This is a genomic window from Brevibacterium picturae (genome assembly GCF_030453725.1).
Classification (GTDB): Bacteria; Actinomycetota; Actinomycetes; order Actinomycetales; family Brevibacteriaceae; genus Brevibacterium; species Brevibacterium sandarakinum_A.
In genome coordinates this window covers 25776-38462 of record NZ_JAKDJU010000009.1, presented here as the reverse complement: position 1 = coordinate 38462, position 12687 = coordinate 25776, and the positions used below count along the sequence as shown (strand labels likewise).

The window sequence follows — 12687 nt, the reverse complement described above, 5'->3', positions numbered from 1 at the left end:
GAGATACGATGAAGCCATGAAGGTTGTCTGCCCCGGTTCCTATGACCCGATCACCATGGGTCATCTCGATGTCATCGCCCGCAGTGCCCGCCTGTTCGACGAGGTGGTCGTGGCCGTCGTCCACAACCCCAAGAAGTCCGGTCGCTTCGACCCCCAGGCCCGCGCAGACCTCATTCGTCGCAGCCTGGACGAGGACGAACGAACCCGAGGGGCCGAGAACGTCACGATCGACACCGTCGCCGGGGGTCTCCTCGTCGACTACTGCACCTCCATCGACGCACCCGCTGTGGTCAAGGGGCTGCGCTCGGGCACGGACTTCGCCTATGAACTGCCGATGGCGCTGATGAACAAGCATCTCAGCGAGCTCGAGACGATCTTCGTTCCCGGCAACCCCGAATACGAACACGTCTCGTCCTCACTCATCAAGGAAGTCCACGCCGGCGGGGGAGACATCGAAGGCCTGGTGCCGAACGCAGTGCTGACCGCGCTGAACGCCGGCGACTGAGGCATGCCGCTTCCCTCCTCCTCATCCCGGGCGTGGTTCCTGGGTCTGATCTTCCACACCGTCATCGCGCACGCGACGTACAACGGTGTGCGCGTCCTCATCTCCTACCGGACGCTGGAGTTGGGCGGCAGCGGCGTCGTCCTCGGTCTGATGACCGCCTGCTATTCCCTCGTCCCGCTGCTCACCGCGCTCCTCGTCGGACGACTCGTCGACCGCGGATACGCCACCGCTGTGCTGTGGACCGGAACGATCCTCTCGATCGTGCCCGTCGGCCTCGCGGCGATGGCGCCCAACCTCGGCGTGCTCCTCATCGCCACGATGTGTCTGGGCCTGGGACAGCTGCTGACCACGGTTGCCTCGCAGGCGCTGATCCCGCAGAGTTTCCCGGCCTCGGCCCTGACGTCGAAGTTCGGCTACCTCACCCTCGGCGTCTCGATCGGGCAGACGATCGGTCTGCCCGTGGCCGGTGCCATCGCCGGCGCGACGGACGGTTCACCGCAGATCGTGACCGCCCTGTGGTTCATGACGGCGATCTCCGCGCTGTCGTTGGTTGCGGCGGTCATCGTCATGCTCCGCGGCCGGACCCCTCATGTCTCCCGCGCCGAGGCGGCCAAGGACACCCGTACGCCCTTGACCCTGCTGTCGATCAGGGGAATGAAACCCGCGATCCTCGCCTCGATGACGACCCTGGCCGCGGTCGACCTCATGACCGCGTATCTGCCGCTCATCGGCCAGCAGAACGGACTGTCGGTGACGACCGTGACCTGGCTGCTGACACTGCGCACGCTGGCCTCGGTGGTCTCGCGCCTGCTCATCGGGATGCTCACGCGCAAGTGGCGCAACCTCTCGCTGCTGTGGACCGCCTCGGCGGTGGCCGGTGTCTGCATCATTCTCATCCCTGTCTTCACGCAGCCGTGGATGTTGGCCATCCTGCTCCTCCTGGCCGGATTCTGCTTCGGCCTCACCCAGCCGCTGACGATGACCTGGGTCTCGACCTTGTCGGACCCGGCCAATCGAGCCGCAGTCCTTTCGATCCGCCTTGCCGGCAACCGACTCAGTCAGGTGGCGATCCCCTCTGTGGCGTCGCTGCTGACCCTGGTCGCAGGCTCGGGCATCGTCTTCACGATCTCCGGGGCACTGCTGCTGGCGGCCGGCGTGGTGACGTTGCGCAATCAGCACGAGAAGTGGTGATCAGGAACACCGGCGCGATGTCAGAAGGTCGATTGGTAATGGTGGGCGATGATGACTAGAATGGTGAGTCGCGTGTGAACGCAGGAGTAAGCGTCCTCAATCACGTTAAGGAGGGGTGAGCATGAAGAAGCAGTCTGAGTTCGTCTACGATCTCAGGTCGATGGGATTGCTCGGTCATCCTGGTGAATGGGAACGGGTGAACACCACCCTGTCTGCTCCGGCGGATCTCAAGATCGAAGTGATCGGGGTCGCTGAAGGTTCACCACTGACACTCGAGCTGATGTTCGAAAGCGTGTCAGAGGGGATCTACGTGTCGGGCACAGTCTCGGCCACGGCCCGCGGCGAGGACGTGAGGACTCTCGACGAAATCGAGTTGCCTATAGATGTCGACATCCAGGAGATGTATGTCTATGAGCAGGCCGAGGGCGACGAGGACTCCTATGTCATCGACCGCGATCAGCTCGACCTCGAGCCCGCGATCAGAGACGCTGTTGTGATGGCTCTGCCCTTCAGTCCGTCAAAGGACCGAAGCGAAGAGTTCAGCTTCACTCTGGGTGAGGACCTGGAGGTCGACGACAGCGAATCGGATTCGCCGTTCGCATCATTGAAGAGTTTGTTGGATGAGAAGAAAGAGAGCTAGACGTGGCTGTTCCAAAGCGTAAATTGTCGCGCAGCAACACCCGCCACCGTCGTTCGCAGTGGAAGGCCCAGGCACCTAACCTGGTCAAGACTGTGGAGAACGGTCGCGTTGTGTACTCGCGCCCTCACCAGGCCAAGGTTGTCGAAGACTCGGCCGGCACCCCGCTGTTCCTTGAATACAAGGGACGCAAGGTCGCTGACGTCTGACCTGTGGACACAGACACCACAGCGCAACTGCAGGAGAGTCTCGGGATCGATATTGATCCCGAGACTTTTCGTCTCGCCCTGACACACCGCTCATTCGCCTTCGAAGCCGGCGGAATACCCACGAACGAGCGCCTCGAATTCCTCGGCGACTCCGTCCTGGGGCTTGTGGCCACCGAATCGCTGTACTACGACAATCCTGATCTGGCCGAAGGTTCTTTGGCCAAGATGCGCTCCGCCGTGGTCAACACCCGAGCACTGGCGTCGATCGCGCGCAAGTACGAGATCGGTCCCCACATTCTGCTGGGCAAGGGCGAAGAGCTCACCGGCGGCCGCAACAAGGACTCGATCCTCGCTGACACCGTCGAGGCTCTCATCGGAGCCACCTTCGTCGCCCGTGGACGCGAAGCGGCCTTCGACTTCGTCCATCGCCTCATCGATGCGATGCTGAACGACGCCGTGAATCTCGGGGCCGGAATGGACTATAAGACGACCCTGCAGGAAGCAGCGGCCGATCTGGATCTGGGCGCCGTGAGCTACGAGATCGTCTCCTCGGGCCCCGATCACGCCATGGTCTTCACCGCCACAGCGCTCCTGGGCCCCAATGGCTGGGGCAGCGGCGACGGTTCCTCGAAGAAGAACGCCGAAGCAGCAGCCGCGGAAGTCGCCGTCAAGGCCATCCGCACCATCTACCCGGACTACAAGCGCTGAACATCGTTTCGGCGGGGCCTCGGATCCCCGCACTGAGCGTGACGGCTCGAAGGAGTTCCTGATGCCCGAGCTGCCCGAGGTTGAGAGCGTCCGTGTAGGCGTCCACGAATGGACCGCGGGTGCCACGATCACCGGCGCCGAGGTGCTCGACCCTCGAATCCTGGGCACGACGTCCCAGCGTCGCATCGACGCTGCCGCAGCCGATGGGTTCATCACCGCGGTGAACGGCCGCCGGATCATCGCGGCCGAACGTCGCGGGAAGTTCATGTGGCTGACGCTGGCCGAGACCCCAGCAATGGGGACTGTGGGGACGGATGCCCCGGGGGAGCAGCGTGCTCGGCGCGCAGCCGAGATTGAGACTCCTGAGCTCAGCCTCATCGTCCACCTCGGGATGAGCGGACAGCTGCGTGTCCATGAGGTCGGTGATGAGATCCACCGGCACACGCGCGCGATCCTGCGGCTCGAACGCGACCGGCCCGACGCGGATCAACCCCGCGAGACCTATGAGCTGAGGTTCGTCGACCAGCGGATCTTCGGCCACCTCGGCGTCCAGCCGCTGGTCCACGCGTCTGGTCGACTGGTCCCCGCCTCGGCCAATCACATCGCCGCAGATCCTTTGGAAGCGGCTTTCGAACCCGGTCTCACCATCACTGCGTTGGCGAACAAGCGCACGGCACTGAAATCTGCGCTGCTCGACCAGACCTTGATCAGCGGAATCGGCAACATCTATGCCGATGAGGCCCTCTTCCGGGCCGGCGTTCATCCTCTTGCCACTCCTGCACGCACGCGCAAGTCGCGTCTGGCCGCCGTCCTCGACTCGGCAGCCCGGGTGATGGGCGATGCTCTGGCCGTCGGTGGAACGAGCTTCGACGCGCTCTATGTCAACGTCAACGGAGAGTCCGGCTATTTCGACCGGGCCCTGCTCGTCTACGGACGTTCAGGCCAGGAATGCGTGCGCTGCGGGACCGAGATCGCGAAGATGACGATCGGCGGCCGCGGAAGCCACTTCTGCCCGAACTGCCAGAAGCCGCCGCGCTACCGCTGAGGTCGGTGCGACACCCTTGCAAGGTAGGCGAGGTGCCCGTCGATGAGGGCCCGCTGAGCTCGTGAGTGATCGGGAGCATTGAGATAGGTGCTCGGAGTCGTCGGCGATTGCCAGAGGGCATCGATCTCGACGAATCGTCCATCCCGGAGTCTCGCCACGGCTGCGAGTCGACGCCGTGAACCTGGGGCAGGAACGAGGATCCGGTCGACATCCTGCCAGTCGATCGTCCGCGGACGGCCGACGAAACCGGCCCAGATGAAGTGCTCCGGCGTGATCTCCAGTCGGGCTCTCGTACCCATCCAGAAGTTGACTCCGGCGCCGATGAACAGCAGGACGGGCCCGAAGAGGAAGACGATCATCCAACTTTCGATGAGCAGGGACAGGACGATGACGGCGATGATCGCGAGAACCCCCATGCACGTGAGCATCCAAGCGATGCCGATCGATATCCGTCCATGAGCCCTGATGATGGTGTTCATTGCGCAGATCAGCTCGTGGAGCCGTCCTTGCCGTCGTCGGCTGTGCCCTGAGCCGTCGCGGACGACGTCGCATCCGCCTCGGCGTCGGTGTCGTCTTCCGCGTCCTCGACAGGCAGCTCCGACGTCTCGAGTCCGAAGACCTCACCGTCGTACTCGTCGACGGCCGTAGCCACCGACTGCTCGAGGATGTGATCGGCCAGCTGACCCTGAATGATCAGCGGATCCCTCGACAGGTCCCTCCACAGCGCCACGCAGAGCAGCAGCATGACGAGCACGAACGGCAGCGCAGAGACGATCGTGACATTCTTCAGTCCCTCGAGAGCCTCGGCGGGATCGGAACCTCCGGCCAAAAGCATCACCGCCGCCACGGCACCGGTGGCCGTACCCCAGAAGATGACGAGGGCCTTGCCGGGCTCCTGCACACCGTTGGCGCTGAGCGTGCCCATGACGATTGATGCTGAATCGGCCCCTGTGACGAAGAAGATCGCGATGAGGATGACAGTGACGATCATCAGGATGATGGCGATGAGGTTCGGCAGAGGCAACGCGCCGAGGAGGTCGAACAGGATCGTATCCATGTTGATGTCGGGCTCGCCGTCGACGACGTTTGCGAGTGCCTTGACCGTGCCCTCGCCGCGTTCGGCGCGCTCCTGGATGCCGATCGCACCGCCGCCGAAGACCGCGAACCAGATGGTCGAGACGACGGAGGGAACGATGAGGACACCGGTGATGAACTGACGCACGGTGCGGCCGCGGGAGATGCGGGCGATGAAGAGGCCGACGAAGGGCGACCAGGAGACCCACCAGGCCCAGTAGAAGACGGTCCATGAGGACAGCCAGTCATTGACCCCCTTACCATTCGCCGCGGTCCTCGAAGCCATCTGCGGCAGATCTGAGATGAATGAGCCGATCGATGATGGGATGACGTTGAGGATGAAGAGGGTCGGTCCGCCGATGAATACTATGAGCGCGACGATGAGGGCGAGGATCATGTTGATGTTCGACAGCCACTGAATGCCCTTTTCGACACCTGAGACGGCCGAGGCGACGAAGGCTGCGGTGAGGATGGCGATGATGATGACGAGCACTGGCGAGGTGACGTTGGACATGACGCCCGCCGATTCGATGCCGCCGCCGATCTGGATCGCTCCCAGGCCCAGTGAGCACGCGGAGCCGAAGAGGGTGGCGAGGATCGCCATGATGTTGATGATCTTGCCACCGAAGCCGTTGACGGCACGTTCGCCGAACAGTGAGGTGAACATCGACGAGAACAGCTGAGACCGTCCGAGGCGGAAGGAGCCGTACGCGATGCCGAGGCCGACGATCGCATACATCGCCCACGGATAGAGGGTCCAGTGGAAGATCGTCGTGCCCATCGCGGTGCCCATCGCCTCGGGGGAGGAGCCGTCAACGGTCGCTGGCGGGGGAGACATTTAGAAGAACAGGGGCTCGCCGACAGCGGAGAACACCAGGCCGATGCCCATGCCGGTGGCGAACATCATCGCGATCCATGACGAGGTCTTGAACTGTGGGGTCTCATCATCCTTGCCCAACGGGACCCGCCCGAACTTCTTCAGAGCGACGACGATGGCGAAGATCGTGGCCGCGATGACGAAGAGCCAGCCGAAGTTGTCCATGACGCCGGTCAGTAGTGTGCCCGCGACGGCACCGAGCCTGTCCGGGGAGACGAAACCCCAGACGACGAAGACGACGGCGAGGAAGCCGGCGGAGAAGAACACCACCTTGTCGAGGCCTTCGCGTTTGAACGGCCTCAACTTGGTGGTCGGATTCTTCAGGTGCCGGATCAGCTCCTGGGTCTTCGTGACTTCACTGCTCATAGGGACGTGTGCCGATCAGGAAGGCCGCAGTCATTCTGCAGGCAGACATGATCGGCGCTCCTTCCTGCTCATGGACGGCATGGAGATTCGTAGATGACGTGGCGGCAAATGGACATGACGGTAGATGGACGGGGCATGGATGTGTTTGGGCGGTTCGGAACGCTGGATCCAAAATAGACCCGGATTGAGCGTTTCCCATCAGTTGAGCCCAAAAATCTTTTCTCTTGAGACAAATTGCGGATCAGGAATCCGGTGAATCGATCTCTGACATGATCAAGGCCCCGTCGCGAACGACGGGGCCCTGATCGGCTCCCCCGGCTGGGCTCGAACCAGCGACCCTTCGATTAACAGTCGAATGCTCTGCCAACTGAGCTACGGAGGAAAGGCACCGATTCCGGCGCACGAGGAGACACTCTATCAAAAGATTCGAGAATTGCAGGAACTGCTTCAGGATATGCTGGGTGGACAATGCATCTCAAAAGCCTGACCCTGCGAGGATTCAAGTCCTTTGCCTCGGCGACGACTCTCCGATTCGAGCCGGGCATCACCTGCGTTGTCGGCCCCAACGGCTCCGGCAAGTCCAATGTCGTCGACGCGCTGTCCTGGGTGATGGGAGAGCAGGGCGCGAAGAATCTGCGCGGCGGCAAGATGGACGACGTCATCTTCGCCGGAACCTCCAAACGACAGGCTCTGGGCCGCGCCGAGGTGACCCTGACCATCGACAACACCGACGGAGCCATTCCCGTCGACTACACCGAGGTCACGATTTCGCGCACCCTGTTCCGCACCGGGGGAAGCGAATATGCCGTCAACGGCACACCGGCCCGACTGCTCGACATCCAAGAGCTGCTCAACGACTCGGGCCTGGGCAAGGAGATGCACGTCATCGTGGGGCAGGGGCGTCTCGACGCAATCCTGCATGCCGATCCGATCGAACGCCGCAGCTTCATCGAAGAGGCCGCCGGCGTCCTCAAGCACCGCAGGCGCAAGGACAAGGCCGTTCGCAAGCTCACCGGCCTGCAGACGAACCTCGACCGGCTCTCCGATCTGAGAACAGAACTCAACCGCCAGCTGGGCCCTCTCGGCCGCCAGGCCGAGGCCGCACAGAAAGCCGCCACAGTCCAAGCCACACTGCGCGATGCCACGGCACGACTCCTGGCCGATGACACGGTGCGCCTGCAGGCATCATTGGCCACGACAGCCGGTGCCGAGGGAGAAGACGGCGCCGACCGCATCGGCGACCTCGAACATCGCCGATCCCGCACCGAGCAGCGACTGCAGGAGATCGAGGCACGACTGGGCGCCCTCGATGCCGAGCTCGAGGACTTGCGGACTGCGGAATCACGGACGCAGACCCAGATCGTGCGTGCCAAAGGAATCGCCCAGCGCGCTGAGGACAAACGCTCGCACCTGCTCTCCGAGGTGGCGAGCCTGGGCCGGCGGGAATCGAAGTCTCCGGAAGAGCTGAGGTCCCAGGCGGAGCATCACAAGGAGGAGCTCGGCCTCGCGGAGGAAGCCAGGGACGAGTCCGCGGCAGCACTGGACCGCAGCCAGATGCGCAAGGAAGAGCTCGCCTTGGAGCTGAAGAAGGCCGAAGACGAGGTCAAGGCGACACAGCTGGCCATCACCGAGGCGATCAAGAACAGGTCTGCCCTGCAGTCGAAGTCGTCCCAGGCGCGTGAGCGAATCAGCGACCTCACCGCCCGGATCGAAGCCAACCGGGCAGAGATCGACACCGCGTCGACCCGCATCGCCGAACGCAGCGAGGAACTGAGCACAGCTGAGGCAGCCGTCGAAGGTGTCGAAGCCGGAGAGAGCGAACTCGATACGAAATACGAATCCGCGAAGGACGCCCAGACCAGGCTGGAGACCGAACTCGAAGAACTTCGAGCGCGGAGAGCCCAGGCCGCTTCCGAGCTCGCCTCGGCCGAGGCCCGGGCGGAGGCACTGTCTCTCGGCACCGCCTTGGAAGCCGACCTCGAAGACATCGTCAACGCCGATCTGCCGGGTGTCGGCTCGGCCGTGACCGAACGGCTGAACGTGGCCCACGGATTCGAGATGGCTGTGGCAGCAGCACTGTCGAACACGGTCGCCGGTGTGCTCGTCGACTCTGGGCAGGTGGCACTGGCCGTGCTCGACCACCTCGGCGAGGAGACGAACGTCCACCTCACAATCCCCGCAGGAGCAGCTTCCGGTGCAAGTGCAGGCAAGGGCGCGAACTCGTCCTCCACGTCGGCCGCTGCGACGAGGGCACTGCCCACCCTCGACTCGGCAGCCGGGGATGCGCCGAGGGTGCGGTGGCTGACCGATGTCGTCAGCAGCGACGTCCCCGAACTCGAGACGCTGCTGACTTCTGCTCTGAACTCGGTCGTGTGCGTTGACGACGCTGCGAGCGCGCTGTCCCTCATCGGCTCCCATCCCGACCTGACCGCGGTTACGGTCCATGGTGAGATCCTCACCGCAACTCGGGTCAGCCGGGCCCGCACCGCCTCGGGCACACGCCTGGCCTCACAGACCGCCCTCGCCGACACCCGCTCCTCCATCACCGAGCTGCAGACTGCTCTGACCGACTGCGACTCGGACATCGACCAGGTGACGAAGAGGCTTCGCGAGGCGAAGACAGCTGCCGCCGCGGCCCTGGAGAAGCTGCACTCCTCGGATGCGGCGATCATGGCCGCCGGGGAAGAGGTCTCGCGGATCACGGGCGACATCACCACAGCCCAGACCCGCCTGCAGAGGGCCAAGGACAATGAGGTGGAGCTCGCGACACGGCTGGAGACCGCCGAACGTGAGGCCCGCACGGCCGAATCGGCCCTGGCCGGTGCAGACGACGTCGAAGAGGTCGTCGACACCACCGGCCGGGACGAACTGAGCCGGCAGGTGTCCCAGTCCTCCGAGGACGTCATCGAAACCCGGATCAGCCACAAGGCGACCACGGACCGGGTGCGATTCCTCTCCGACCGGGTCGACTCCCTGCTGCGCCAGGCAACTGCGGAGGAGGCCGCGCGTGAGCAGACCCAGCGGACGATCGCACGGAAGAACCGATCGGCCGCCTCGGCGCTGCTCATCGCAGAAACCGCGCAGACCGCGACCGGAGTCGCGGAGACGACGGTGAGCGAACTCGGCGCCGAGATCCAGGTCCTCGTCGACGAGCGCGGGCAGCTGCGTGAGGAGAAGGGCCACCTCGGCGAGGAACTGGGCACCACCCGCACTGAACTGCAGCGGCTCAAGGACGCCGCGGCCGAAGCCGAACTGGCGAAGGAGCGGTTCCGACTCAAACTCGAGGAGATCGGGAACCGGGCAGAAGAGGAGACCGGGCTCGGACTCGACCGACTCGTCGAGCTCTACGGCCCTCACACTCCGGTTCCCGCATTCGACGACGATGAGGAGGAACGCCCCTATGTGCGGGCCGAGGTCGAAAAACGGCGCAAGCAGGCAACGGCCGCACTCAAACGCATCGGAACGGTCAACCCGCTGGCGCTCGAGGAGTACGAGGCGCTCAAGGAGAGGCATCAGTTCCTGGAAAAGCAGATCACCGACATCGAGTCCTCGAGGAAGGATCTGATGAAGCTCGTCGAGGAGGTCGACCGGCACGTCGAACGGGTCTTCTCCGAAGCCTATGCAGACACCGCGAAGGAGTTCGAACACATCTTCTCCCGGCTCTTCCCCGGCGGTGAGGGCTCACTGAGTCTGACCGATCCGGGTGACATGCTGACCACCGGAGTCGACGTCCACGCCCGACCGGCAGGCAAGAAGGTCAAACGCCTGTCCCTGCTCTCCGGTGGGGAGAGGTCACTGGTCGCCGTCGCCATGCTGGTGGCGATCTTCAAGGCCCGCCCCAGCCCGTTCTACGTCATGGACGAGGTCGAAGCGGCACTCGACGATCTCAACCTGTCCCGCCTGCTGACGGTGTTCGAGGAGCTGCAGGACTCGTCCCAGCTCATCGTCATCACCCACCAGAAGCGAACGATGGAGATCGCCGACGCACTCTACGGGGTCACGATGCACGGGGACGGTGTGTCGAAGGTCATTTCGCAGCGGATCCCGTGATCGGATGGCGACTGCGAGAGGCCGATTCGGCAGAGATGTCCAGGGGAGTCCCAGGGAATTCTCCAACAGGCTCACGGCCCCGGAGCACAAATGTCGTGGGTTGGGACTATAGACTTGGGGGCAGGGAAGCATTGTCGAAAAGCTTGAGGAGCGGGACGTCCATGGCCGAGTCGGCTGATTCACGAGGTGACTCGAGAGTATGAATGCAGTACTCGTCGTCATCGTCGGACTCGCCGTTTCGTTCGCGCTCGCCCTCATCGTCGTGCTCCTCGTCGCGTTGCCGGGGCTGAGGGCCGAAGGGCGCCTGAAGTACTCGTCCGACGTGCAGCGGTTTCGACTGCCGGGGCAGTGGACCGGCTACGACGATGAGGTCCACGAATTCTTCGGACACGATGACGGCACCTCCCACTTGGCAACTCGGGAACAGGCTGCCGTCACCGCGATCCGGGACCATTCCTATGTGCTCAGGCCGCAGCCGCGCCGGCACGCCGCGCCCTCGCTGCTGACGGTGAGGCCGCGAACCCGTCATTGGCAGATCCCGGAATCCGGCACCGGGTGGAGGACCACCGCCGGTCTGCTCTTCGGCAGCCGAGGTTCCTGACCGGACTACACAACATCAGCACACGTGCCCCGACACAGCGAGGCGCATGGGTGCGGGCCGCCGAAGCGCGACAACGGACTCGAACCGATTCGCGCACCAGAATCGGGACCCCACCCCTGACCAGCGGTCGTCGCGTGAGAACGTGGGGCCAGCGAAGGTAATCAAAGGAGAACGTACGTCAATGGATCAGCCGATCGTATTGCTCATCGTTGCGGCCATCGTCTTCATTCTGGTCGTCGGCCTGGGCGTCACCCTGCGCGTCAATGCCAAGAAGAAGGGGCTCAGTGACAAGCGCAGCATCGACGCCGATGTCACCGGCGAGCTCAAGATCGATGACATCTCCGAGGCGGTCGCCGAGGAGAAGACCGCGACGCGTGGCTCCGAGGTCCCCACCGAACCGGCGAACCGGCTTGTGCGCCTGCGCGAGCGCCTGGCGAAGTCCAACTCCGGGCTGGGGCGCGGGCTGCTCAGCCTGCTGTCCCGGGAGACTCTCGACGAATCGACGTGGGAGGAGATCGAGGACACCCTCATCCTCGCCGACGTCGGCGTGGATCCGACCACCGAACTCGTCGACCGGCTGCGGGAACGCGTCAAGGTCCTCGGCACCCGCGAACCCGAAGAGGTCAGGGGACTGCTGCGCAATGAGCTCATCAACATCGTCGATCCTGGAATGGATCGTGAACTGGCCACCGCGGGCACCGACGGCGATCCGGCCGTGATGCTCGTCGTCGGGGTCAACGGCGCCGGCAAGACGACGACCGTGGGCAAGATCGCTCGTGTGCTCGTGGCAGAAGACCGAAGTGTGCTGCTGGGGGCGGCCGATACGTTCCGCGCCGCTGCTGCCCAACAGCTGTCCACCTGGGGTGGCCGGGTCGGTGTGGAGACCGTCCGCGGCGAGGAGGGCGCCGACCCTGCCTCCGTGGCCTATTCCGCGGTCGAACGTGGCAAAGCCGACGGCACCGACGTCGTGCTCATCGACACCGCCGGACGCCTGCAGAACAAGATCGGCCTGATGGACGAGCTCGGCAAGGTTAAGCGCGTGGCGACGCGGCCCCTGGGCGAGGGTCACGAGATCGACGAGGTGCTTCTCGTCCTCGACGCCACGACCGGTCAGAACGGAATGCAGCAGGCCAAGGTCTTCGCCGAGGCGGTCAACATCACCGGCATCGTGCTCACGAAGCTCGACGGGACCGCCAAGGGCGGAATCGTCGTGGCCGTCCAGCGGGAGCTCGGAGTCCCCGTCAAGCTCATCGGCCTCGGTGAGGGTGCAGATGACCTGGCACCATTCACCGCCGAAGGGTTCGTCGACGCTCTCCTCGACTGAGCCCGGTTCGTCGCAGAGAGTCCATTATTTCCGTTGGAGATTGCAGGAATACTCCAATGTGAGAGTGCCTGTGTCACATGCTGGAAACATTATCGACTCA

General features: G+C 64.0%; 10 protein-coding genes, 1 tRNA gene and 1 pseudogene. 9 read left to right on the top strand and 3 right to left on the bottom strand.

Annotated features, from left to right (window positions below; translation table 11 throughout):
* The first annotated feature begins 16 nt into the window (after positions 1–16).
* The 6 genes from coaD (at position 17) to mutM (ending at position 4295) form a co-directional block, all read left to right on the top strand.
* Positions 17–505: a pantetheine-phosphate adenylyltransferase gene (gene coaD / locus L0G76_RS02265; protein ID WP_304355778.1), complete on the top strand. Its 489-nt coding sequence runs from the start codon at positions 17–19 to the stop codon at positions 503–505.
* A gap of 3 nt (positions 506–508) precedes the next feature.
* A complete protein-coding gene (locus L0G76_RS02260) occupies positions 509–1696 on the top strand; it encodes an MFS transporter (protein ID WP_304355776.1) in 1188 nt (395 codons plus the stop codon).
* A 121-nt stretch (positions 1697–1817) separates the two neighbouring features.
* Positions 1818–2336, top strand: coding sequence for a YceD family protein (locus L0G76_RS02255; RefSeq protein ID WP_304355775.1), 519 nt, complete (start codon positions 1818–1820; stop codon positions 2334–2336).
* Positions 2337–2338: 2 nt separating this feature from the next.
* Positions 2339–2542 carry a 50S ribosomal protein L32 gene (gene rpmF, locus L0G76_RS02250; RefSeq protein ID WP_092107212.1) on the top strand — a complete coding sequence of 68 codons (204 nt, stop codon included), beginning with the start codon at positions 2339–2341 and terminating at the stop codon, positions 2540–2542.
* A gap of 3 nt (positions 2543–2545) precedes the next feature.
* Positions 2546–3250: a ribonuclease III gene (rnc, locus tag L0G76_RS02245; protein ID WP_304355774.1), complete on the top strand. Its 705-nt coding sequence runs from the start codon at positions 2546–2548 to the stop codon at positions 3248–3250.
* A gap of 61 nt (positions 3251–3311) precedes the next feature.
* Positions 3312–4295 carry a bifunctional DNA-formamidopyrimidine glycosylase/DNA-(apurinic or apyrimidinic site) lyase gene (mutM, locus tag L0G76_RS02240; RefSeq protein WP_304355773.1) on the top strand — a complete coding sequence of 328 codons (984 nt, stop codon included), beginning with the start codon at positions 3312–3314 and terminating at the stop codon, positions 4293–4295.
* Here the strand turns inward: mutM and L0G76_RS02235 are convergent.
* The 3 genes and pseudogenes from L0G76_RS02235 to L0G76_RS02225 all read right to left on the bottom strand — a co-directional run bounded on the left by L0G76_RS02235 (position 4286) and on the right by L0G76_RS02225 (position 6994).
* Positions 4286–4774, bottom strand: a complete 489-nt coding sequence (locus tag L0G76_RS02235; RefSeq protein WP_304355772.1) for a hypothetical protein — start codon at positions 4772–4774, stop codon at positions 4286–4288. The two genes, mutM and L0G76_RS02235, sit on opposite strands and share 10 nt — an antisense overlap.
* Before the next feature lie 8 nt (positions 4775–4782).
* Positions 4783–6612, bottom strand: a pseudogene (locus L0G76_RS02230) (BCCT family transporter).
* A gap of 309 nt (positions 6613–6921) precedes the next feature.
* A tRNA-Asn gene (locus L0G76_RS02225) sits at positions 6922–6994 on the bottom strand.
* 86 nt (positions 6995–7080) lie between these two features.
* Between L0G76_RS02225 and smc the strand changes: the two genes are divergently transcribed.
* The 3 genes from smc (at position 7081) to ftsY (ending at position 12587) form a co-directional block, all read left to right on the top strand.
* The gene (gene smc / locus L0G76_RS02220; protein ID WP_304355771.1) at positions 7081–10662 is read left to right on the top strand and encodes a chromosome segregation protein SMC; all 3582 of its coding nucleotides are present in this window, start codon (positions 7081–7083) and stop codon (positions 10660–10662) included.
* A gap of 199 nt (positions 10663–10861) precedes the next feature.
* Positions 10862–11263 carry a hypothetical protein gene (locus L0G76_RS02215; RefSeq protein ID WP_092107241.1) on the top strand — a complete coding sequence of 134 codons (402 nt, stop codon included), beginning with the start codon at positions 10862–10864 and terminating at the stop codon, positions 11261–11263.
* Positions 11264–11444: 181 nt separating this feature from the next.
* Complete coding sequence (gene ftsY / locus L0G76_RS02210; protein WP_304355770.1) at positions 11445–12587, top strand: signal recognition particle-docking protein FtsY; 1143 nt, start codon at positions 11445–11447, stop codon at positions 12585–12587.
* Positions 12588–12687: the final 100 nt, after the last annotated feature.

Bases quoted from the DNA above. Each gene is read 5' to 3' on its own strand.
- coaD (WP_304355778.1), top strand. From the start codon at position 17: ATGAAGGTTGTCTGCCCCGGTTCCTATGACCCGATCACCATGGGTCAT.
- L0G76_RS02260 (WP_304355776.1), top strand. From the start codon at position 509: ATGCCGCTTCCCTCCTCCTCATCCCGGGCGTGGTTCCTGGGTCTGATC.
- L0G76_RS02255 (WP_304355775.1), top strand. From the start codon at position 1,818: ATGAAGAAGCAGTCTGAGTTCGTCTACGATCTCAGGTCGATGGGATTG.
- mutM (WP_304355773.1), top strand. From the start codon at position 3,312: ATGCCCGAGCTGCCCGAGGTTGAGAGCGTCCGTGTAGGCGTCCACGAA.
- L0G76_RS02235 (WP_304355772.1), bottom strand. From the start codon at position 4,774: ATGAACACCATCATCAGGGCTCATGGACGGATATCGATCGGCATCGCT.
- smc (WP_304355771.1), top strand. From the start codon at position 7,081: ATGCATCTCAAAAGCCTGACCCTGCGAGGATTCAAGTCCTTTGCCTCG.
- L0G76_RS02215 (WP_092107241.1), top strand. From the start codon at position 10,862: ATGAATGCAGTACTCGTCGTCATCGTCGGACTCGCCGTTTCGTTCGCG.
- ftsY (WP_304355770.1), top strand. From the start codon at position 11,445: ATGGATCAGCCGATCGTATTGCTCATCGTTGCGGCCATCGTCTTCATT.